The following is a 20,791-nucleotide window of genomic DNA, read 5'->3' as shown; positions in this document are numbered from 1 at the left end:
GCCGCCCTCGTTCAGTGAGGGGGCTTATAGAACTAACCCCTTTTCCAAGTCAACACACCTAGCCAAAGTTTTTTGACATTTTTGTAACAGGTTGAAAATGAAGGGCTTTTAGGGGTAGCCTTCAAAAACAAGCAAATCTCCCGCCCGATTGGGTGGTTTTTGAGATTCGTTTTGCCGAATCCTGAAAGAAAGGCTTCGGCCGGGGAGACAAGCCATATATGGGGTGCCCGACGCGGAATTCCAGGGTGCTTGCCTATGACGCGCCTCACTCGCTAGGTTGGCGATGAAGAACGATACGGCGGAGTGAAGAATGCTTGTCCTCGATGAAGAACAAACGCGCGCGGCCCTGCCCTGGCCGGAGCTGATCGAGGCGATCGCCCGGATGTTCCAGAGCGAATGCGTGATGCCGGTGCGCCATCACCATGAAATGGATGTGCCGAATGAGGAGAGCGCGACGCTGCTCCTCATGCCGGCCTGGGTTCCCGGGCGCTATGCCGGGGTGAAGACGGTCTCGGTCTTCCCAGGCAATGTGCGGCGGGGCCTGCCGGCGATCTTCGGAACCTATCTTCTTTCCTCCGGCGCTACCGGCGAGATGCTTGCCGCAATCGACGGCGGCGAACTGACCGCGCGGCGGACGGCGGCGGCATCGGCTCTGGCGGCCCGTCATCTCTCCCGTCCCGACGCGGAGGAGATGCTGGTCTGCGGAACCGGCCGTCTGTCGCTCAACCTGATGTTTGCGCACGGCACGACCCGACCGATCAAGCGCTATCGGGTCTGGGGCCGCAACGGCCAAGCGGCGGAAAAGATCGCCGCCGAAGCACGAGCGCTCGGCCTCGATGCCGAGGCGGTCGCGGATGCGCAAACCGCGGCGCGGACGGCCGATATCATTTCCTGCGCCACGCTTTCCAGCGAGCCGCTGATATCAGGCGAATGGCTGAAGCCCGGCGCCCATCTCGATCTCGTCGGCGCCTTCAAACCGAACATGCGCGAAAGCGACGACGAGGCCATCCGCCGTGCTTCAGTCTATGTCGATACCCGCGCCGGTGCCATCAGCGAGGCGGGCGACATCGTCCAGCCGCTGAAAAGCGGTGTGCTGAAGGAAGGCAACATCAAGGCCGAGCTTGCGGAACTCGTCAGCGGCGCCCATGGCGGACGAAGCCACGACGCTGAGATCACGCTGTTCAAGTCGGTCGGCGCAGCTTTGGAAGATCTCGCCGGGGCGATTCTTGCCTATGAGACCGTGACGGGCCGTAAGTGACAATCAGTGCATCATTGCCGGACCTTCCGGTTTCACATATCCTGCCGGCCGTCGGTACCGCCTTGGCCGAGCGGAGACGCGCCGTTCTTTCCGCACCACCGGGCGCCGGCAAGACGACGCTGGTGCCGCTTTACCTGCTCGACCAGGCCTGGCGCGGTGACGGCAAAATCATCCTGCTGGAGCCGCGACGTCTGGCGGCGCGGGCAGCGGCAAGCCGGATGGCATCGCTGATCGGCGAACAGGTCGGCGGGACGGTCGGCTACCGCATGCGCCTCGACAACTTGATATCGGCAGCGACACGGATCGAGGTGGTGACCGAAGGGGTTTTCGCCCGGATGATCCTCGACGACCCGGAACTGACCGGTGTCTCGACGGTGATCTTCGACGAATTCCATGAGCGTTCGCTGGATGCAGACTTCGGACTCGCTCTGGCGCTCGACGTCCAATCGGCGCTGCGTGAGGATCTGCGCATCCTCGTCATGTCGGCGACCCTCGATGTCGAACGTGTGGCCGCCCTGCTCGACCATCCGCCCGTCATCGAAAGCCTGGGGCGCAGCTTTCCGATCGATATCCGCTACCAGGATCGGCCGGGCGGCGAACGCGTCGAGGATGCCGTCACTCGGGCGATACTCGATGCGCATGCCAACGAGGCCGGATCGATCCTCGCCTTCCTGCCCGGCCAGGCGGAAATCACGCGGACGGTGGAACGCCTGCAGGGACGATTCGGAGCCGAAACGCTGATTGCGCCGCTTTACGGCAATCTCAGCCAGAAGGAGCAGGATGCGGCTATTCGACCGGCATCCCAGGGGACGCGTAAGATCGTGCTTGCGACATCGATCGCCGAAACCTCGATCACCATCGACGGCGTCAGGATCGTTATCGACAGCGGGCTGCAGCGTCTGCCGGTGTTCGAGGCGTCGACCGGGATCACGCGGCTGGAGACGGTGCGCGTATCGCGGGCTTCCGCCGATCAGCGGGCGGGTCGTGCCGGACGAACGGAACCGGGTATCGCCGTCAGGCTGTGGCACCAGGGACAGACGGCGGCACTGCCGGCCTTCACACCGCCGCAGATCCTTTCCAGCGATCTCTCGGGGCTGGTGCTCGACCTCGCGCATTGGGGCGTTCAAGATCCGGCATCCCTTGCCTTCGTCGATCAGCCGCCGGAAACGACGCTGAGGGAAGCGCGGGTTCTGCTCGGCCAGCTCGGCGCGCTCGACAAGGACGGAGCGCTGACGGCGCGCGGCAAGGTGATGCGCGATCTGGCACTGCCACCGCGGCTTGCCGCCATGGTCGTCTCGGCGGGGGAAGCCGGATATGCCCGGGATGCGGCGATGATCGCCGTGCTTCTCACCGAACAGGGGCTTGGCGGAACGAGCGTCGATATCGAGGAACGGCTGCGGCGCTTCAAGGCTGAGCGTGGCGAGAGAGCAGAGGCCTCGCGCCGGCTGGCGGGACGGCTGGCGAGCGGCCTCGACAGCGGTGCGGCAACGGCGCCGGCGCTTGCGGGCCAGCTTTTGTTGCACGCATTCCCGGACCGAATCGCACTTCAGCGCGGCGGACGCGGCCGATTCGTGATGGCGAACGGGCGCGGAGCGGAGCTGCCGGAAACCGAGAGGCTGGCGGGCAGCCAGATGCTGGTGATTGCCGATCTCACCGGACGAGCGGCGCAGGCGCGGGTTCTGGCGGCAGCCGAAGTGACACGCGGCGACATCGAAGCCGAGTTGCCCGGCGAGATCAAATCCGGCGATCAAATATTCTTCGATCGGCAAAGCCGGCAAATACGGGCGCGGCGAGCAACCCGGCTCGGCGCGATTATCTTCGACGAGACGCCCTTGCCGCGCCCCTCCGGTGCAGCCGTCACCCAGGCGCTGGTGGATGGGGTGCGCGAGCTGGGGCTCGATCAACTTGCCTTCTCGAAGGAAGCCATTCAGCTTCGCGAGCGGATCGGCTTCCTCCACAGGACAATCGGCGAACCTTGGCCCGATGTCAGCGATGACGCCCTGCTTTCCCGGCTGGACGACTGGTTCGCACCCTTCCAAATGGAGGCCCGCGGCCTTTCCGAGATTTCCGCAGCCGGGCTTTCGAACGGCCTGATGTCCCTGGTACCGCATGAATTGCAACGCGACCTCAGCCGGCTGGCTCCGACCCATTTCGAAGCGCCGACCGGCCAAAGGCATCCGATCCAATATGAGGGCGAGGAGCCGGTGCTGACGATCCGCGTGCAGGAGCTGTTCGGGCTGAAGCAGCACCCGGCCATTGCCGGCGGCCGCCTGCCGCTGCTGCTCGAACTCACGTCGCCGGCGCACCGGCCGATCCAGACCACGCGCGACCTGCCGGGCTTCTGGGCCGGCTCGTGGAAGGATGTGCGTGCGGATATGCGCGGCCGCTATCCCCGTCATCCCTGGCCGGAGCGGCCGGAAGATGCGTTGCCGACGACACGGGCAAAACCGCGTGGTACATGAGGCCCATTCAAGGAGCCCGCGGCATGATCGACAAGCCTGGCATGATCGACAAGACGGAAGGCTATACGCTGGAAGACCGGCATAATAGCCGCAGGCTGCGCCTGCAGACGCTGGTGCGGCTGCGCTGGCTTGCCGTCGGCGGACAGGCGCTGACGGTGTTCATCGTTGCCTTCTGGCTGAAATTTCCCTTGCCGCTGATTGCCAGCTCTTCGCTGATCGCTGCCCTTGCCTGGGTGAATTTCTACCTGACGATCCGTTATCCGCCGACCCACCGACTGGAAGCGCCGGCCGCCTTCGCTCTGCTCGGCTTCGACCTATTGCAGCTCTGCGCGCTGCTCTTCATCACCGGCGGCCTGGCCAATCCCTTCGCCGCGCTCGTCTGCGTGCCCGTCATCATCTCCTTTGCCTCGCAGCCGATCCGCTACAGCACCGCGCTGATCGGCTTTGCGATGGTCTGCATCACGGTGCTTGCCTTTTCGCCCTTTCCGCTGCCCTGGTTCGACGGGGTCGAGATCAACGTGCACAATGTCATGCAGTTCGGCGTCTGGTGCTCGATCGCCTCGACAATGGCATTCGCCGCCTTCTATGCCTATCGGGTCTCGATGGAAGCGAGCCAGCTTGCCGATGCGCTGGCTGCGACCGAACTGGTGCTGCAGCGAGAAAAGCACCTTTCGCAACTCGATGGGCTGGCGGCCGCCGCCGCCCATGAGCTCGGCACGCCGCTGGCGACGATCAGCGTCGTCGCCAAGGAAATGGAGCGGGAACTCAAGGACGACGATCGTTTCCGCGAGGACGTGATGCTGCTGCGCAGCCAGAGCGAACGCTGCCGCGATATCCTGCGGCGGCTGACCACACTTTCCTCCGAGGGCGAAGCGCATATGCGCCGCCTGCCGCTTTCCTCGATGATCGAGGAGATCGTCGCGCCGCACCGGGAATTCGGCATCAGATTGGAACTCATCGAAAAGAGCCCACGCAAGGGCGAGCCGGTGACCGACCGCAATGCCGGCATCATGTACGGGCTCGGCAACCTGATCGAAAACGCCGTCGATTATGCCCGCGAGAAAGTGACCGTCACCATCGAGCACAATCACGACAAAGTGCTGATCGTCATTGAAGACGATGGGAACGGTTATGCGCCCGATATTCTGACGCGGATCGGCGAGCCCTATGTGACCAAGCGGCAGAAAGAGGATACGGCCGGCGGCCTGGGGCTCGGGCTTTTCATTGCCAAGACGCTGCTGGAGCGCTCGGGCGCGTCGCTGATTTTCGAGAACCGCGATCCGGAAAGTGCGGGCGCGCGTATCCGAATCGAATGGCCACGTATGCTGATCGACGCAAATTCGACAAAATGACTTTGTCGGCATAAACAGGATAGAGCGGCTGACGCAGATCGGGCGTTCAACCGCCGGGACCGAAACGATGACAGAACAGAACCATGACAATTTCGCCGCGTCAGATGAGGATCATATCGGTCCCGACGCCAGCCTGCTGATCGTCGACGACGACGGGCCGTTCCTGCGCCGCCTGGCACGGGCGATGGAGACGCGCGGCTTCCAGGTGGAGACGGCCGAATCAGTGGCGGAGGGTGTTGCCAAATCGAGAGGCAGGCCGCCGAAATATGCGGTGGTCGACCTGCGGCTCGGCGATGGCAATGGGCTCGACGTCATCGAGGCGATCCGCCAGCGGCGTGACGACACCAGGATCATCGTGCTGACCGGCTACGGCAATATCGCAACGGCGGTCACGGCCGTGAAGCTCGGCGCCGTCGATTATCTGGCAAAGCCTGCGGATGCCGACGACGTGTTTTCGGCGCTGACGCAGCGGCCGGGCGAAAAGGCGGAACTTCCCGAGAATCCGATGTCGGCCGACCGGGTGCGCTGGGAGCACATCCAGCGGGTCTATGAAATGTGCGAGCGCAATGTTTCCGAAACGGCGCGCCGGCTCAACATGCACCGGCGCACACTGCAGCGCATCCTTGCCAAGCGCGCGCCAAAATAAGCAGGCGCAGCATCAGACATCGTCCACGGTGAACGGTTTTCCGTTCGCCCATTCGGCCATCATCAGCCTTTGGGCGGCGGCACGCGAGAAATTGAGCGTGACGGATTTGCGCGTGGCCGGCGCCATGCGGTGTTCCGGCGCCTCGCGAATCATATGGGCGCCATAACCATCCGACAGGAACAGACCGCATTCCTCGGGAAATATGTCTAGCGGCACATCCTGGTGAGTCGCAAAGAACAGGCGGTCGCAATGCAGCCTGTATTCCGGCCATTTGCGATCCACCCGGAAATCCTCAATCGATGTCTTGATTTCGATGATCCAGACCTCGCCCTTCTCCGAAAGCGTGATCAGATCGGCGCGGCGGCCGCTGGCGAGCGGCAGTTCGGGCAGCACGGCATGGCGCATTTCATGCAGCAATATCTGCGTTCCCCGCCGCACCATCATGGCCCTGTCCGATTGCCGGCCATCGATTAACGGATTGTTATTGTAAACACTCAAAATCGTCATGGATAACCACCGCAGGGGCTGGCGTGTTGTTGCAAAAAAACCATGCGCTTCTAATTTGCGCCGCAGACGGATTTGTCGCGCTGCAGTAGCCTTGCAAAGCGCAAGTTAATCGAAAATAAACCATAATCAACGATGGTCGAGAGACCGTTCTCCTTGCCCCAAAACTTCAAGAGTCATCCATGCGCATCCGCAATGCATTCCCTGTATTTGGCCTGCTGACAACGCTCGCTCTGGCCGGTTGCTCCACGAGCTCAGACAGCGCGTCCGTCGACGACAAGGGCGCAGGCCCGACAGTACAGACGGCCCAGATCTTCGATGACGCCTACGGCGTGACGAAGGATGCCGGATACTCGCTGCCGGCGATCCCGATCAGCCGGGTCAAGCCGCAGTTCCGCCGCCAGGTCGTCAACTACGAGACCACCGAGCGCCCCGGCACGATCATCGTCAACACGCGCGAGCGCTTCCTCTATTACATCCTGGCCAACGGCAAGGCGATGCGCTACGGCATCGGCGTCGGCAAGCAGGGCTTCGCATGGGCCGGCACCGCCTACGTCGCCTGGAAGCAGGAATGGCCGACCTGGCACCCGCCGAAGGAAATGGCTGTCCGCCGGCCCGACGTCGCCAAATATGTCGAAGACGGCATGGGCCCGGGTCTCAGCAATCCGCTCGGCGCACGCGCCATGTATCTCTTCAACGAGGACGGCAAGGACACGCTCTTCCGCCTGCACGGCACGCCGGAATGGGCTTCGATCGGCACCGCCGCTTCCTCGGGCTGCATTCGCCTGATGAACCAGGATGTTATCGACCTCTACAGCCGCGTTCGTCCCGGCAAGGGCACATCAAAGGTCGTCGTCATTCAGTAAGCTAGATATCGAATTCGGTAAAAAAAGGGCCGCTGGGACTGTCGTTCCGGCGGCCTTTTCGTATCTTCCTATCACGCAGCCTGCTTCGCCTTCAGCTCGAGGCGGCGGCGGTGAAGCACCGGCTCGGTGTAGCCGTTCGGCTGCTCCCTGCCCTTCAGGACGAGATCGAGGGCGGCCTGGAAGGCGATCGAATCGTCGAAATTGCCGGCCATCGGCTGATAGGCCGGATCCGATTCGTTCTGCCGGTCGACAACAGCGGCCATGCGCTTCATCGTCTCGACGATCTGCGCTTCCGTGACGACCTTGTGATGCAGCCAGTTCGCCATGTGCTGAGCCGAGATGCGCAATGTGGCGCGATCCTCCATCAGGCCGACATTGTTGATGTCGGGCACCTTCGAGCAACCGACACCCTGATCGACCCAGCGCACGACGTAGCCGAGGATGCCCTGGGCATTGTTGTCGAGCTCGCGCTGGATTTCCTCCGGGGTCCAGTTCGGCCGCACCGCAACCGGCACGGAGAGAATGTCGGAGAGCTTGGCGCGGGCGCGATCCTTCAATCCTTGCTGAATGCGGGCGACATTGACCCGGTGATAATGGGTGGCATGCAGGGTTGCAGCCGTCGGCGACGGTACCCAGGCGGTGTTGGCGCCGGCCTTCGGATGGGCGATCTTCTGTTCGAGCATCGCCGCCATCAGATCCGGCATCGCCCACATCCCCTTACCGATCTGGGCGTGGCCGGCAAGGCCGCATTCGAGCCCGATGTCGACATTCCAGTTCTCGTAGGCGGAAATCCAGGCCGCCTGGCGCATGTCGCCCTTGCGAATCATCGGGCCGGCTTCCATCGAGGTGTGGATCTCGTCGCCGGTCCGATCGAGGAAGCCGGTATTGATGAAGACGACGCGCTCGCGGGCGGCACGGATGCATTCCTTGAGATTGACGGTCGTGCGGCGCTCCTCATCCATAATGCCCATCTTGATGGTGTTGCGCGCCAAACCAAGCGCATCTTCGACCCTCGAGAAAATCTCGACGGCGAAGGCCACCTCTTCAGGTCCATGCATCTTCGGCTTGACCACATACATGGAGCCGGCGCGGGAATTCTTCTTCCGGCCGGCCGGGCCGATATCGTAAAGCGCGATCAAGCCGGTGATGACGGCATCCATGATGCCCTCGGGCACTTCATTGCCGTCGCGGTCGAGGATCGCCGGGTTGGTCATGAGGTGGCCGACATTGCGCACCAGCATCAGCGAGCGGCGATGCAGCTCGAAGGAGGTTCCGTCCGGACCGGCATATTGCAGATCCGGATTGAGCTTGCGGATGAAGCTGGTTCCGCCCTTTGCCACCTCTTCCTGCAGATCGCCCTCCATCAGGCCGAGCCAGTTGCGATAGACGGTGACCTTGTCCTCGGCATCGACAGCCGCAATCGAATCCTCGCAGTCCATGATCGTCGTGATTGCCGATTCCAGCCAGACATCGGAAATATGCGCCGGATCGACTTTTCCGATCGTCGTCGCCGCATCGATGACGATCTCGATGTGAATGCCGTTGTTCTTCAGGAGAATATGCGTCGGAGCGGCGGCGTCGCCGCGATAGCCGGCAAAATGGCGGGCGTCCGTCAGCGTGGCCTGCTCGCCATCGATCGATCTGACAGCGAGCACTCCATCCTTGACGGCGAAACTCCCGACATCCTTCCAGCGCAAATCCTGCAGCGGCGCTGACGTATCGAGGAAATCGCGCACCCAGGCGATGACCTTCTCGCCGCGCTTCGGATTGTAACCCTTGCCTTTTTCGGCGCCGTCGTTCTCGGCAATGGCGTCCGTGCCGTAGAGCGCATCATAGAGCGAGCCCCAGCGAGCATTGGCGGCGTTCAGGGCATAGCGGGCATTCATGACGGGAACGACGAGCTGCGGTCCGGCAATCGAGGCGATCTCCGGATCGACATTTTGGGTCGAAACCTGGAAGTCCGATCCCTCAGGCAGGAGATAGCCGATTTCGCGGAGGAAGGACTGGTAGTCGTCCATATCCGTCGGCGCGCCATGCCGGCGATACCAGTCATCGATCTTGACCTGTAGCTCGTCGCGTTTTGCCAACAGCGCACGATTCTTCGGAGCGAGATCGTGAACGATCGCCGAAAAATCGGCAAAGAACTTGTCCGCATCGACCGCCAAGCCCGGCAGCACCTCGCTGACGAGGAAATCATGAAGGACGGTTTCGACGGCAAGACCGTTCTTATCAACGCGGCTCATGCGGCATTCTCCCTGGCAACGACTTTGAATGCTGCCACTTTGCCCGGCTTTCATTCACAGTCAATTCCGCAATAATTCGAAAGATTTATGCTTTCGCGGAAATTATGCGCGGGGTTACGCGCATCGGCAATCCATTCTGCGGCTGCGTCGTCAGCTTTTGCACCGGCCAAGGGTTGGTCTGATCGGTGGAATCGAAACGATAGCGATGCATCAGAACGGCAAGGGCGATCACCGCCTCCTGAAGCGCAAAGGTTGCGCCGATGCAGACACGTGGACCGGCGCCGAAAGGCAGGAACTGGAAGCGACCGATGGAGCCGCGATTTTCCGGCAGGAAGCGTTCGGGCATATAGGCGCGCGGCCTATCCCAATGACGTTCGTGGCGATGCAACGTCCAGGGCATGATGAGCACCGTGACACCGGCCTCGATCTCTATCCGCTCGCCCTTGGCGCTTGTCCAGGAATCATCCGATATGGCGGCTCGATTGATGGATGGCGCCGGCGGATAGAGGCGCAAAGTTTCCTCAAAGGCGGCGCGCGTCTGCGGCATTAGATCCAGCCATTCCACAGGTTCGGCCCCGGTGGCGAGCACCGCGTCGATTTCTGCTTCCATCGCCTCGCGGATATGCGGGCTGTTCGATACGCAATACAGCGTCCACGCCAAAGCCCGGGCTGTCGTCTCATGGCCGGCGCCGATGAAAGTCAGAATATTGTCTTCGATCTCCTCCTTCGTCAGCCCCTCGGGGCCGGTCTGCTCCAAGAGCAGGGTCAGGAAATCTTCGGGCACAGCGCTGCGGTCAGCCTTCATCTTTGCGAGCCGCATATCCATCGTGTTGCGCACGATAGCGCGGAATTTCTCCAGCACTTTCTGGCCGCCGATGCGTGTCACACGTGGAACCCAGGACGGAGCGCGCATCAGATCCATCGGATCGACGCGGCCCATGCGATGCAGGAGTTCGTTGACGTCATCGGCGAAATGGCCGCTCGAGGTGACGATTTCACCGGAGAACAATGTATCAGCGAGAATCGCGAAGGTCAGCTCGGTCATGTCGGTGCTGATATCGAAAATTGTGCCTGCCTCGCCTGCGCTTTCATATTTGCAGGCATAGTCTTCGGATTGGCGTAACATCTGCCCGGCGAAGCCTTGGGCATGGCGGGGGGTGAAAACAGGCGCAACCGCCTTGCGCGATCTTTTCCAGACGGGACCTTCGGCGGTCAGAAGTCCGTCGCGGAGGATCGGACGCAGGACGAGCTGGCGCACATCCGACATGCGGTAATTATTGGCATTGTCGACCAGCACATGTTTGATGAGGCCGGGATCGTTGACGATCAGCGTCCTCTGGCCGAAGAAATTGGTGCGGATCCAGGGCAGCGTGTAGGACGGTTCGCCCCAGAGTTCGAGCGGATTGCGCAGGATAATGCGGATGATTTCCAGCCGGCTCGGCGGCACGGTACGCGGCAAGGGTGCTGGCGGAACGAAGGGGTCAGGACGCATGTCCATCGGAAAAGCCTTTCGGGGAAGATCTACGCTTCCCGTCAGGCTTGAAGCTAGAGCAGGCCCTTGAGTTCGTCCAGCTTGTCGTTGATCAGCCAGCCGTAATAATTCTCCTCCGGCCAGGCGGTCGTGCCGGCGCCACGGTTTTTCGCAGCAAGGGCTGCGGCGCGCTGGCGCGAATTGCCGACATTATAAAGCGTCGCGGTCAGGCCGGGATTGCCCGAAATATCCATGCCGGCAATCTCCTTGTAATCGTCGATCGACCTACGGATCGAGGCCGCGACGAAGGCGAGCGAGATATCTGGATCCATGATGGCCTTGTAGACGGCGCCGGCATTCTTCTCGTTCAGCTTCGGATAACCCGACACGCGGGAGACGAGATCGGAGAGCATCAGCGCCGTCAGCGGATTGACCTGGCCGAGGCCGAAGGTCTGACCGGCATAGAAGGGCTGGAAAAACACCGCGCTGAAGCGGTTGTTGGGGAAGCTCTTGCCGCCCACCGACTTGCCGCGGAAATCGCTTTCCCAGACATCTTCGCGGCAGGACCAAAGCGTATAGGAATCACTCTTGCCATTGCATTCGGCAAATTGCGGCCGCGCCACGAATTCATCGACGCTTTCGCCGTCATAGGCGAAGCGGAAGCTTTCCCCGGCATAGGAGGCGGCCTTGACATAATAGGCCTGCAGCCGGTCGTAGGCGTCGACATTGTAGGTGTGCTCGCCGACGATCGCGCCGACGACATGGATGGGATTGATGCCGTAAGCGCTGGAGACCTTGCGAATCTTGCCCATCAGCTCGCGATCGGTCGCCAGCAGCTCATGGACCTTTTCATATTTCAGGTCGAAGCTGCTCTTGGTGCCCTTGGTGCGCCTGACCGAGGCGCCGGGAATATCGGGCTGCTCGGCGTGCCGATTGCCGGCCGGCACCGTCTGCATGGCGAAGGCGGGCGCCGAATTCACTAGGGCAACGGCAATCAAAAGGCTTGTCAAAAGGCGTCGCACGATCCGCTATCCCGTCCGTTCATCGTCCTGTTTGCGATGCGGCTGACTGGACCAGAATCTTGGCCGAATAAAGCCGGAGCGGAAAACAAAACGGGCCTTCACTAAAAAGTAAAGGGCCCGCTGTCGAGAGTCGAGTTCGTCACAATCCGGTATTCACATCGGTAAAGACATGAACCGGTGCGCCGATATCACAGAATGAAGCGCGAGAGATCGGTATTCTGCGCGAGATCACCGACATGTTCGCGGACGTAGGCGGCATCGATCGTCACGGCCGTCCCGCCCCGATCCGGCGCGTTGTAGGAAATATCGTCCAGGACCCGCTCCATTACCGTCTGCAGGCGGCGGGCACCGATATTCTCGACGGAGGAGTTCAAGTGCACGGCGACATCGGCAAGCGCGTCGATCGCGTCGTCGGTGAATTCGAGGCTCAGGCTTTCCGTTTCCATCAGCGCGCGGTACTGGCGGATGAGGCTCGCTTCGGTCTCTGTCAGGATCCGGCGGAAATCATCCTTGTTCAGCGGACGCAATTCGACACGGATCGGCAGGCGGCCCTGTAATTCCGGCAGGAGATCCGAGGGCTTGGAGACATGGAAGGCGCCGGAGGCAATGAAGAGGATATGGTCGGTCTTGACGGGCCCGTATTTGGTCGAGACGGTCGTGCCTTCGACGAGCGGCAGGAGGTCGCGCTGGACGCCTTCGCGCGAAACGCCGGCGCCCATGCCGCCGTCGCGGGCGGCGATCTTGTCGATTTCGTCGAGGAAGACGATACCGTCATTCTCGGTGGAGCGAACGGCCTCGCGCTGGATCACCTCGTTGTCGATCAGCTTGTCGGATTCGTCGCGGATCAGATCGCTGTAGGAGGCCTTGACCGTCGTGCGGACTTTCTTGGTGCGGCCGCCCATCGCCTTGCCGAACATTTCCGACAGGTTCAAAACGCCGATATTGGCGCCGGGCATGCCGGGAATTTCGAAGCCGCCCATGCCGGAACCGGCATCGGCCACCTCGATATCGATTTCCTTGTCGTCGAGCTCGCCGTCCCTGAGCTTCTTGCGGAAGTTTTCGCGGGTGGCGGGCGACGCTGTCGTGCCGACCAGCGCATCGAGAACACGCTCCTCGGCGCTCACATGCGCCTTGGCCTGCACCTCGGCCCGCTTCTTCTCGCGCACCAGACCGATGCCGACCTCGACCAGATCGCGGATGATCTGCTCGACATCGCGGCCGACATAGCCGACTTCGGTGAATTTGGTGGCTTCCACCTTGATGAAGGGTGCGCCGGCGAGTTTTGCCAGGCGGCGCGAGATCTCGGTCTTGCCGACACCGGTCGGGCCGATCATCAGGATGTTCTTCGGCATGACTTCGTCGCGCAGGCTCGGGTCGAGCTGCTGGCGGCGCCAGCGGTTGCGCAGCGCAATCGCGACGGCGCGTTTGGCGTCATGCTGGCCGATGATGTAACGGTCGAGTTCGGAAACGATCTCGCGGGGGGAAAAAGTCGTCATTGGGTGTCATTCTCCTGGCGGTCCGGGGCCTTCAGCAGCACCCGGCCGTAATTCGTCGTTGTTTCGCCAAGTCCTCGAAGGCCTGTCTGGTCTAGGCCAAGCGCCTAGAAGGCATGCGGTTCAGCCTTCGACATCCAAGGATTCCACCACGATGTTGTGGTTTGTATAGACGCAGATGTCGGCAGCGATATCGAGGGCGCGGCGAGCGATCTCTTCAGCCGATTTGTCAGTATCCATGAGAGCGCGGGCAGCCGCGAAAGCAAAATTGCCGCCGGAACCGATCGCCGTCGTGCCATGCTCAGGCTCCAGGACATCACCGTTGCCGGTGATCGCCAGCGTGATCGACTTGTCGGCGACGAGCATCATGGCTTCAAGATTACGCAGGTATTTGTCGGTGCGCCAGTCCTTGGCGAGTTCGACGGCAGCACGCATCAGCTGGCCGGGATATTGCTCGAGCTTCTTTTCAAGCCTTTCGAGCAGGGTGAAGGCATCGGCTGTGGCGCCGGCGAAACCGGCAATCACCTCGCCTTTGCCGATGCGGCGCACCTTCCGGGCATTGCCCTTCATGACGGTCTGGCCGAGGCTCACCTGGCCGTCGCCTGCCATCACCACCTTGCCGCCTTTTCGAACTGTAATGATTGTTGTCATAAAACACCTGTCTGCCCATGACACGGGCGTTACGCCATTCGTTGATTTCGATCCGGATTCCGACTTTAGGTCAGTCAGGCCTAAAGTCATCCGGGCCAGGCCGTTACCAGCCGTGTTGAGCCCTATGTAAGTGGGCCGGAGCCGATTGCAAATGGGCCGGCTTTTCTCGTCCCCGGCTTCTGGATATTTCCCGATGCGCCTGATAAGGAACGGCCTTATTCCCGATGGAGGGCCATATGGCCGAGACCGTAACAAGCCGCACGGGCAGCGTTTCCCGCAAGACCAACGAAACCTCGATTTCCGTTTCCGTCAATCTCGACGGCACCGGCAAATCGTCGATTTCGACAGGCGTCGGCTTCTTCGACCATATGCTCGACCAGCTTTCGCGACACTCCCTCATCGACATGGAGATCGAAGCCAAGGGCGACCTGCATATCGACGACCACCACACGGTCGAGGATACGGGCATCGCCATCGGCCAGGCGATCTCAAAGGCGCTCGGCGACCGGCGCGGCATCACCCGTTACGCTTCGATCGATCTCGCCATGGACGAGACGATGACCAAGGCCGCGGTCGATCTGTCCGGCCGGCCGTTCCTCGTCTGGAACGTCGCCTTCAGCGCGCCGAAAATCGGCACGTTCGACACCGAGCTCGTTCGCGAATTCTTCCAGGCGCTCGCCCAAAATGCCGGCATCACCTTGCATATTCTCAACCATTATGGCGCCAACAACCACCATATTGCCGAGACATGCTTCAAGGCCGTTGCCCGCGCATTGCGCACGGCGACAGAGATCGATCCGAGACAGGCGGGCCGCGTCCCTTCGACCAAGGGCACGCTCGTCTGAGCCCCTCAAGGGAGCGGCGACAATGACATCCAGCTATATTTTCCTGACACCGCCTGGCAGCTCGAGCGCCACGGTCAACGAGACGCGAACCATCCGTGACGGCTTCACGCTGCTCGGCTTCCTGTTTCCATGGGCTTGGCTGCTGGCGCATCGGCTGTGGCTGCATGCGGCCGCAGCCTTTCTGCTGCAGGGGATTGGCGGGGCGCTGATGGACGAACCGGGCCTCGGGCCGGCGGGAGCGGCAATCATGCTTGGCGTGAATATGCTGGTCGGTCTCGAGGGCCAGAACTTCCGTATTCGCAGCCTTGCCGCCAAGGGCTGGAACGAAGACGCGCTCATTGCAGCCGATACGATCGGCATTGCCGAGCAGGTCTATTTCGCAGACAGGACGGGCGTCGCGGCGAGTGACGACACCGCGGCACCGGACTGGGACAACAAGGCCCGTTCGAACAGCCCGCACGGCCAAGCCACATCGCTTGGTCTCTTTGGTTTTGATGGAGGACGCTGACGATGCGCGTCGCGATTATCGACTACGGCTCCGGCAATCTGCGCTCGGCGACCAAGGCTTTCGAGCGAGCGGCCCGTGAGGCGGGTATCGATGCGCATATCAATCTCACCGACAAGGCGGAGGATGTTGCCGAGGCCGATCGCATCGTGCTTCCCGGCGTCGGCGCCTATGCCGATTGCCGGCGCGGCCTCGATGCCGTGCCTGGGATGGCCGAGGTGCTGATCGAGGCTGTCGAGAAGAAGGCACGGCCGTTCCTCGGCATTTGCGTCGGCATGCAGCTCATGTCCTCGCGCGGCCTCGAGAAGACCGTGACGCATGGTTTTAACTGGATTCCCGGTGACGTCATCGAAATGACTCCTGACGATCCTACGCTCAAGATCCCGCAGATCGGCTGGAACACGCTCGACCTGAAACGCGAACATCCGCTCTTCGACGGCATTCCCACCGGCTCGCAGGGGCTGCACGCCTATTTCGTGCATTCCTACCATCTTGCCGCCGAAAACGCTGAGGATGTCATCGCGACCGTCGACTATGGCGGCCCGATGACCGCTTTGGTCGGGCGCGACAACATGGTCGGGGCGCAGTTTCACCCGGAAAAGAGCCAGAAGCTCGGCCTGGCGCTGATCGCCAATTTCCTGCGCTGGAACCCGTAATACCGCCGCCTTATTTCCCCTTTATGGAAACGGCGGAACAGGAGTGCGCTCGATGCCGACTTCGCGGAAATCAGGCAAGGTGTTCTACACGCTGAGACCCTCCAGGGAAGGCCTGCCGCCCTTCTCGGATATTCGGCTTCCCGACGGAACGATCATTCGTCGTGTCGACGAAACCATCCATAAGAAAGCGCTCTCCAATGCGGCCAAGGTGTTGAAAGAAAGGCTGGACCGATGATCCATGAATTTCTTGCCGGCAACGAGAATTCGCTGCTGCGCGCCAACGGCGTCAACGCCGGCGACGTCACTGAAGCGGTGCTGGAATTCTATATCGAGGGCGAGGATGACCTGATCGGCCTGCTTGCCTATGCACTCTATGAGCGGCAGAAGCGCGATTTCGTCCTCAGCCATCGCAAGCGCAACGCCGGCCGTTCGCCCAACGAGGCCGAGCTTGCCGCCGTCAGCAGCAACTATCTCTCCACCGACCTGCGCAACACGCTGCGCGATCGCGCCTCGCAGATCCTGTCGAGTTATGCCGAGACCTATGTCGAGGCGATGGAGGCTGAAATCCGGCTCACCGCCGTCAACAGCGAAGCACTGCACCGGGTGCGCGAAATCGAGAAATCGATGAAGAGGCGCCTCGGCTTCTGGCGCCAGGTCCGGGCCGGCTTTGCCGTCATCCTGCTCCTTCTTTTGCTTTTCGGCGCGGCCACCATTGCCGCTGTCTTTTTCCGCTCGGATATCGTAGATGCGTGGAATGCGCTGATGGTACCGACCACTCTACGGACGTAAGACGACATGATCCTTTTTCCCGCGATCGACCTGAAGGGCGGCCAATGCGTCCGCCTGAAGCTCGGCGACATGCAACAGGCGACGGTCTACAACACCGATCCGGCCGCCCAGGCGAGATCCTTCGAAGACCAGGGTTTCGAATGGCTGCATGTGGTCGATCTCGACGGCGCTTTCGCGGGACATTCGGCTAATGGCGATGCCGTCGAGGCGATCCTGAAGGCAACTGACAATCCGGTGCAGCTCGGCGGCGGCATCCGCACACTCGATCATATCGAGGCCTGGCTGTCGCGCGGGCTGCGGCGCGTCATTCTTGGCACCGTCGCGGTCAGAAATCCGGCTTTGGTCATCGAAGCCTGCCGGAAATTTCCTGGTCATGTCGCCGTCGGCATCGACGCCAAGGGCGGCAAAGTGGCCGTCGAGGGTTGGGCGGAGGCCTCCGAACTCGGCATCGTCGAGCTCGCCAGGAAATTCGAGGGCGCCGGCGTTAGCGCGATCATCTATACCGATATCGACCGCGACGGCATCCTGACCGGTATCAACTGGAGCTCGACGCTGGAGCTTGCCGATGCCGTCTCCATTCCCGTCATCGCCTCGGGCGGCCTTGCCTCGCTCGACGATGTCAGACGCATGCTGGAACCCGATGCACGCAAGCTGGAAGGGGCGATCTCGGGCCGTGCCCTTTATGACGGCCGTATCGATCCCAAGGAAGCGCTGGCGCTGATCAAAGCGGCCCGGGCGAAGGAGACCGCGTAAATGACCCTCAAGGCCCGTGTCATCCCCTGCCTCGACGTCAAGGACGGCCGCGTCGTCAAGGGTGTCAACTTCCTCAACCTCGTCGATGCCGGCGATCCCGTCGAAGCGGCGAAGGCCTATGATGCGGCCGGCGCCGACGAACTCTGCTTCCTCGACATCACCGCCTCCTCGGACAATCGCGAGACGATCTTCGATGTCGTGTCGCGCACGGCCGACCAATGCTTCATGCCGCTGACGGTCGGTGGCGGCGTGCGTGCTATCGCCGATATCCGCAAGCTTTTGCTGTGCGGCGCCGACAAGGTGTCGATCAATTCGGCAGCCGTCAGCAATCCCGACTTCGTCGCTGAAGCCGCCGACAAGTTCGGCGACCAGTGCATCGTCGTTTCGATCGACGCCAAGCGCCGGCGCACGCAGGCGGTCGGCGGCGACAATCTCAGCGCCTGGGAAATCTATACGCATGGCGGCCGCAACGCGACCGGCATCGATGCCGTCGAATTCGCCCAGAAGATGGTGGCGCGCGGCGCCGGCGAGTTGCTGGTCACCTCGATGGATCGCGACGGCACCAAGGTCGGCTACGATCTGGAACTGACGCGGGCGATCGCCGATGCGGTGCGTGTGCCGGTGATCGCGTCGGGCGGAGTCGGCGATCTCGACGATCTGGTCGCCGGGGTGAAGGAGGGCCATGCCAATGCCGTGCTCGCCGCGTCGATCTTCCATTTCGGCACCTATTCCGTCAGCGAGGCGAAGCACTATATGTCGAAGTGCGGCATCGACATGCGTCTCGACTGAACCTTGAAAGCGGACCTATGAGCGGATTTTCCCTTTCCGATCTCGAAAGCATTGTCGCAGAGCGGTCGAAAGCCTCGCCGGAGCAATCCTGGACAGCCAAGCTCGTGGCCGCCGGCCAGCCGAAAGCGGCAAAGAAGCTCGGCGAAGAAGCGATCGAAGCCGTGATGGCGGCGGTGACCGGCGACCGCGACAATCTGACCTATGAGGCCGCCGATGTGCTCTATCACCTATTGGTCGTATTGAAGATTGCTGAAATACCGTTAGAGAATGTCATGGCCGAACTCGAGCGCAGAACCGCGCAGTCCGGCCTCAAGGAAAAGGCCAGCCGGCAGAGTTCATGAGTATCGCGACTGAGATTATCGGGGTGCCGGAAACGTTGGATCACTTCCAGTCGGAATCCTATTCGCCCTACCACTTCTTCTCTTCCGAACAATGGGCGAAATTCCGCGCCGACACGCCGTTGACGCTGACTGGCGACGAGGTCAAACGGCTGCGTTCGATGGGCGATCCGATCGATCTCGACGAGGTCCGGCGCATCTATCTGTCACTGTCGCGGTTGCTTTCGGCGCATGTCGAATCCTCGCAGATGCTATTTGAACAGCGCAACCGCTTCCTCAGCCTGTCCGATGTGACGAAGACGCCCTTCGTCATCGGCATCGCCGGCTCGGTCGCGGTGGGCAAATCAACCACGGCCCGTATCCTCAAGGAGCTTCTGGGGCGCTGGCCTTCCAGCCCGAAGGTCGATCTCGTCACCACCGACGGCTTCCTCCATCCGAACGCCGTGCTGCAGCGGGAAAAGCTGATGCAGCGCAAGGGCTTTCCGGAAAGCTACGACACAGCGGCGATCCTGCGCTTCCTCTCGGCAATCAAGGCGGGGCAGCCGGATGTGAAGGCGCCCAGCTATTCGCACCTCGTCTACGACGTGCTGCCGGACGAATACAAGATCGTCGACCGGCCCGACATCCTGATCTTCGAGGGCATCAACGTGCTGCAATCGCGCGATCTGCCTGCCGGCGGCAAGATCGTACCGATGGTCTCCGACTTCTTCGACTTCTCGATCTATATTGATGCCGCGGAAGATCAGATCCACAATTGGTATGTGACGCGCTTCATGCGGCTGCGCGAGACGGCCTTCCGCGATCCGAATTCCTATTTCCATCGCTACGCCTCGATCAGCGACGCGGAAGCGCTTAATATCGCCGAGGATCTCTGGGCGAATATCAACCTGAAGAACCTGCGCCAGAACATTCTGCCGACGCGTCCGCGCGCCGATCTCATCCTGAAAAAGGGCAAGGATCATCTGATCGAACAGGTCGCGCTGCGAAAACTATAGCAGACGATTCTATTCCGAATATCAGCTTCAGGGATTGACGCGGCGCAGCGTCAGATTGATGCGGCCGCCATTTTTCAGGAGCGTCGACGTCGCCGGGTGAATGCGGTCGACGCCATGGAAACACAGTCTCCCCTCGCCGCCGAGCACGACCAGATCACCGCTCGAAAGCTTGAAAGATAGGGTACGGTCATTGCGGTTGAGACCGCCGACGCGAAAGAGGCAGCTGTTGCCGAGCGAAAGCGAGACAACCGGGGCCTTGAGATCCTGTTCGTCCTTATCCTGATGCAGGCCCATGCGCGCGTCGTCGGAATAGAAATTGACGAGGCAGGCTTCGGGCGGTTTGTCGTAACCGGCAACGTCATTCCAGATATCGAGCAGTTGCTGCGGCATATCAGGCCAGGGCCTGCCGGTCGCCGGATGCATCGGCTGGTAACGATAGCCGCGCTCCTTGTCCGTCACCCAGCCGAGCGGCCCGCAATTGGTCATGCGCACCGACATCGGTTTGCCGGTGCCGGGCATGGCGGGCACGTAAAGCGGCGCTTCGGCGACGACAGCGCGGATTACCTCGACCAATGCCTCCTGACGCGCGCGGTCGAGATAGCCGGGGAGATGGCGGATGCCGGTCAGGAGTACCGGCATGTCATTCACTACCGCCGGGGCGGCCGCGCATTTTCTTGACTTCCGAGCGGCCGGATTTTTCCTTCAGGCGGCGTTCGACCGAACCCTTGGTCGGTTTGGTCTTCTTGCGCGGCGGCGGCGGCGGCTTGGCGGCCTCCAATATCAGTTCCTTCAACCGGTCGCGCGCGTCCTCGCGGTTGCGGTCCTGGCTGCGAAAGCGGCTCGCCTCGATCATCAGCACGCCGTCCTTCGACAGACGCCGGCCGGAAAGCTTGATCGCGTTGGTTTTCACGCGATCATTGAGGGACGGCGAATTCGGAATGTTGAAGAACAGCTGGACCGCCGTCGAGACCTTGTTGACATTCTGCCCGCCGGGACCACCCGCCAGAACGAATTGTTCCGTCAGCTCCCATCCCGCGATGGTGATCCTGTCATCGATATAGAGCGCGTCGCTGGCCATGCGGCGTTCTATCTCACATCGACGATGAATTGAAAATATCGGCCGGCATCAAGGAAAACCCGGCAATCCTGCGAT

General features: G+C 61.6%; 22 protein-coding genes. 14 read left to right on the top strand and 8 right to left on the bottom strand.

Annotation, left to right across the window (positions count from 1 at the left end; all coding sequences use genetic code 11):
- Positions 1–310: 310 nt before the first annotated feature.
- From FHT75_RS29200 to FHT75_RS29185, 4 genes are all read left to right on the top strand, one after another.
- Entirely contained in the window at positions 311–1,258 is a 948-nt protein-coding gene (locus FHT75_RS29200; RefSeq protein WP_029733126.1) for an ornithine cyclodeaminase family protein, read from the top strand.
- Positions 1,255–3,720, top strand: coding sequence for an ATP-dependent helicase HrpB (gene hrpB, locus FHT75_RS29195; protein ID WP_183845300.1), 2,466 nt, complete (start codon positions 1,255–1,257; stop codon positions 3,718–3,720). Before FHT75_RS29200 ends, hrpB begins: the two co-directional genes overlap by 4 nt.
- 23 nt (positions 3,721–3,743) lie before the next feature.
- Positions 3,744–5,072 (top strand): ActS/PrrB/RegB family redox-sensitive histidine kinase, encoded by a 1,329-nt coding sequence (locus FHT75_RS29190; RefSeq protein ID WP_029733129.1) that lies wholly within the window; start codon positions 3,744–3,746, stop codon positions 5,070–5,072.
- 67 nt (positions 5,073–5,139) lie between these two features.
- Entirely contained in the window at positions 5,140–5,718 is a 579-nt protein-coding gene (locus tag FHT75_RS29185) for an ActR/PrrA/RegA family redox response regulator transcription factor (RefSeq protein ID WP_011649881.1), read from the top strand.
- A 12-nt stretch (positions 5,719–5,730) separates the two neighbouring features.
- Here the strand turns inward: FHT75_RS29185 and FHT75_RS29180 are convergent, their stop codons facing one another.
- Complete coding sequence (locus FHT75_RS29180; RefSeq protein WP_010029986.1) at positions 5,731–6,225, bottom strand: MmcB family DNA repair protein; 495 nt, start codon at positions 6,223–6,225, stop codon at positions 5,731–5,733.
- Between the two features lie 179 nt (positions 6,226–6,404).
- On the opposite strand from FHT75_RS29180, the gene FHT75_RS29175 reads away from it, so the two are divergent.
- Entirely contained in the window at positions 6,405–7,088 is a 684-nt protein-coding gene (locus FHT75_RS29175) for a L,D-transpeptidase (RefSeq protein ID WP_029733130.1), read from the top strand.
- 71 nt (positions 7,089–7,159) lie between these two features.
- Here FHT75_RS29175 and FHT75_RS29170 read toward each other — a convergent pair whose 3' ends face one another.
- The 5 genes from FHT75_RS29170 to hslV all read right to left on the bottom strand — a co-directional run bounded on the left by FHT75_RS29170 (position 7,160) and on the right by hslV (position 13,968).
- The gene (locus tag FHT75_RS29170; protein ID WP_029868230.1) at positions 7,160–9,331 is read right to left on the bottom strand and encodes a malate synthase G; all 2,172 of its coding nucleotides are present in this window, start codon (positions 9,329–9,331) and stop codon (positions 7,160–7,162) included.
- An 85-nt stretch (positions 9,332–9,416) separates the two neighbouring features.
- A complete protein-coding gene (locus FHT75_RS29165) occupies positions 9,417–10,829 on the bottom strand; it encodes a cytochrome P450 (protein WP_047616000.1) in 1,413 nt (470 codons plus the stop codon).
- A 47-nt stretch (positions 10,830–10,876) separates the two neighbouring features.
- Positions 10,877–11,824, bottom strand: a complete 948-nt coding sequence (locus FHT75_RS29160; protein WP_063473906.1) for a DUF1402 family protein — start codon at positions 11,822–11,824, stop codon at positions 10,877–10,879.
- Between the two features lie 188 nt (positions 11,825–12,012).
- Entirely contained in the window at positions 12,013–13,320 is a 1,308-nt protein-coding gene (gene hslU, locus FHT75_RS29155; RefSeq protein WP_011649875.1) for an ATP-dependent protease ATPase subunit HslU, read from the bottom strand.
- Between the two features lie 120 nt (positions 13,321–13,440).
- Entirely contained in the window at positions 13,441–13,968 is a 528-nt protein-coding gene (hslV, locus tag FHT75_RS29150; RefSeq protein WP_004677140.1) for an ATP-dependent protease subunit HslV, read from the bottom strand.
- Positions 13,969–14,204: 236 nt separating this feature from the next.
- On the opposite strand from hslV, the gene hisB reads away from it, so the two are divergent.
- From hisB to coaA, 9 genes are read left to right on the top strand one after another with little or no spacing between them, the layout of a single operon-like run.
- Positions 14,205–14,813 carry an imidazoleglycerol-phosphate dehydratase HisB gene (gene hisB / locus FHT75_RS29145; RefSeq protein ID WP_047616097.1) on the top strand — a complete coding sequence of 203 codons (609 nt, stop codon included), beginning with the start codon at positions 14,205–14,207 and terminating at the stop codon, positions 14,811–14,813.
- Between the two features lie 22 nt (positions 14,814–14,835).
- On the top strand, positions 14,836–15,321 hold the full coding sequence (locus FHT75_RS29140) for a DUF2628 domain-containing protein (protein WP_183845301.1): 486 nt from the start codon (positions 14,836–14,838) through the stop codon (positions 15,319–15,321).
- Positions 15,322–15,323: 2 nt separating this feature from the next.
- A complete protein-coding gene (gene hisH / locus FHT75_RS29135; protein WP_063473905.1) occupies positions 15,324–15,974 on the top strand; it encodes an imidazole glycerol phosphate synthase subunit HisH in 651 nt (216 codons plus the stop codon).
- A 52-nt stretch (positions 15,975–16,026) separates the two neighbouring features.
- A complete protein-coding gene (locus tag FHT75_RS29130; protein WP_063473904.1) occupies positions 16,027–16,209 on the top strand; it encodes a hypothetical protein in 183 nt (60 codons plus the stop codon).
- Positions 16,206–16,763 carry a hypothetical protein gene (locus FHT75_RS29125; RefSeq protein ID WP_063473903.1) on the top strand — a complete coding sequence of 186 codons (558 nt, stop codon included), beginning with the start codon at positions 16,206–16,208 and terminating at the stop codon, positions 16,761–16,763. Before FHT75_RS29130 ends, FHT75_RS29125 begins: the two co-directional genes overlap by 4 nt.
- A 6-nt stretch (positions 16,764–16,769) precedes the next feature.
- Positions 16,770–17,516, top strand: coding sequence for a 1-(5-phosphoribosyl)-5-[(5-phosphoribosylamino)methylideneamino]imidazole-4-carboxamide isomerase (hisA, locus tag FHT75_RS29120; protein ID WP_047615984.1), 747 nt, complete (start codon positions 16,770–16,772; stop codon positions 17,514–17,516).
- On the top strand, positions 17,517–18,305 hold the full coding sequence (gene hisF, locus FHT75_RS29115; RefSeq protein ID WP_047615982.1) for an imidazole glycerol phosphate synthase subunit HisF: 789 nt from the start codon (positions 17,517–17,519) through the stop codon (positions 18,303–18,305). It begins immediately after the preceding gene.
- 17 nt (positions 18,306–18,322) lie between these two features.
- Positions 18,323–18,646: a phosphoribosyl-ATP diphosphatase gene (locus FHT75_RS29110; RefSeq protein WP_017962659.1), complete on the top strand. Its 324-nt coding sequence runs from the start codon at positions 18,323–18,325 to the stop codon at positions 18,644–18,646.
- Entirely contained in the window at positions 18,643–19,638 is a 996-nt protein-coding gene (gene coaA / locus FHT75_RS29105; RefSeq protein WP_047615979.1) for a type I pantothenate kinase, read from the top strand. The genes FHT75_RS29110 and coaA overlap by 4 nt, the downstream gene beginning before the upstream one ends.
- Before the next feature lie 27 nt (positions 19,639–19,665).
- On the opposite strand, the gene FHT75_RS29100 is transcribed toward coaA, so the two are convergent.
- The gene (locus FHT75_RS29100; RefSeq protein WP_063473902.1) at positions 19,666–20,277 is read right to left on the bottom strand and encodes an alpha-ketoglutarate-dependent dioxygenase AlkB family protein; all 612 of its coding nucleotides are present in this window, start codon (positions 20,275–20,277) and stop codon (positions 19,666–19,668) included.
- Position 20,278: 1 nt separating this feature from the next.
- On the bottom strand, positions 20,279–20,716 hold the full coding sequence (gene arfB, locus FHT75_RS29095) for an alternative ribosome rescue aminoacyl-tRNA hydrolase ArfB (protein ID WP_047615978.1): 438 nt from the start codon (positions 20,714–20,716) through the stop codon (positions 20,279–20,281).
- Positions 20,717–20,791: the final 75 nt, after the last annotated feature.

The sequence above is a fragment of the Rhizobium sp. BK112 genome (assembly GCF_014193215.1).
Taxonomy (GTDB): domain Bacteria; phylum Pseudomonadota; class Alphaproteobacteria; order Rhizobiales; family Rhizobiaceae; genus Rhizobium; species Rhizobium anhuiense.
Note: the sequence above shows the minus strand (reverse complement) of the source record. Positions and strands in the feature narration are given on the sequence as shown.

Coding starts and splice junctions, on each gene's coding strand:
- FHT75_RS29200 (WP_029733126.1), top strand. CDS start 311: ATGCTTGTCCTCGATGAAGAACAAACGCGCGCGGCCCTGCCCTGGCCG.
- FHT75_RS29190 (WP_029733129.1), top strand. CDS start 3,744: ATGATCGACAAGCCTGGCATGATCGACAAGACGGAAGGCTATACGCTG.
- FHT75_RS29185 (WP_011649881.1), top strand. CDS start 5,140: ATGACAGAACAGAACCATGACAATTTCGCCGCGTCAGATGAGGATCAT.
- FHT75_RS29180 (WP_010029986.1), bottom strand. CDS start 6,225: ATGACGATTTTGAGTGTTTACAATAACAATCCGTTAATCGATGGCCGG.
- FHT75_RS29175 (WP_029733130.1), top strand. CDS start 6,405: ATGCGCATCCGCAATGCATTCCCTGTATTTGGCCTGCTGACAACGCTC.
- FHT75_RS29170 (WP_029868230.1), bottom strand. CDS start 9,331: ATGAGCCGCGTTGATAAGAACGGTCTTGCCGTCGAAACCGTCCTTCAT.
- FHT75_RS29165 (WP_047616000.1), bottom strand. CDS start 10,829: ATGGACATGCGTCCTGACCCCTTCGTTCCGCCAGCACCCTTGCCGCGT.
- hslU (WP_011649875.1), bottom strand. CDS start 13,320: ATGACGACTTTTTCCCCCCGCGAGATCGTTTCCGAACTCGACCGTTAC.
- hslV (WP_004677140.1), bottom strand. CDS start 13,968: ATGACAACAATCATTACAGTTCGAAAAGGCGGCAAGGTGGTGATGGCA.
- hisB (WP_047616097.1), top strand. CDS start 14,205: ATGGCCGAGACCGTAACAAGCCGCACGGGCAGCGTTTCCCGCAAGACC.
- FHT75_RS29140 (WP_183845301.1), top strand. CDS start 14,836: ATGACATCCAGCTATATTTTCCTGACACCGCCTGGCAGCTCGAGCGCC.
- hisH (WP_063473905.1), top strand. CDS start 15,324: ATGCGCGTCGCGATTATCGACTACGGCTCCGGCAATCTGCGCTCGGCG.
- FHT75_RS29130 (WP_063473904.1), top strand. CDS start 16,027: ATGCCGACTTCGCGGAAATCAGGCAAGGTGTTCTACACGCTGAGACCC.
- FHT75_RS29125 (WP_063473903.1), top strand. CDS start 16,206: ATGATCCATGAATTTCTTGCCGGCAACGAGAATTCGCTGCTGCGCGCC.
- hisA (WP_047615984.1), top strand. CDS start 16,770: ATGATCCTTTTTCCCGCGATCGACCTGAAGGGCGGCCAATGCGTCCGC.
- hisF (WP_047615982.1), top strand. CDS start 17,517: ATGACCCTCAAGGCCCGTGTCATCCCCTGCCTCGACGTCAAGGACGGC.
- FHT75_RS29110 (WP_017962659.1), top strand. CDS start 18,323: ATGAGCGGATTTTCCCTTTCCGATCTCGAAAGCATTGTCGCAGAGCGG.
- coaA (WP_047615979.1), top strand. CDS start 18,643: ATGAGTATCGCGACTGAGATTATCGGGGTGCCGGAAACGTTGGATCAC.
- FHT75_RS29100 (WP_063473902.1), bottom strand. CDS start 20,277: ATGCCGGTACTCCTGACCGGCATCCGCCATCTCCCCGGCTATCTCGAC.
- arfB (WP_047615978.1), bottom strand. CDS start 20,716: ATGGCCAGCGACGCGCTCTATATCGATGACAGGATCACCATCGCGGGA.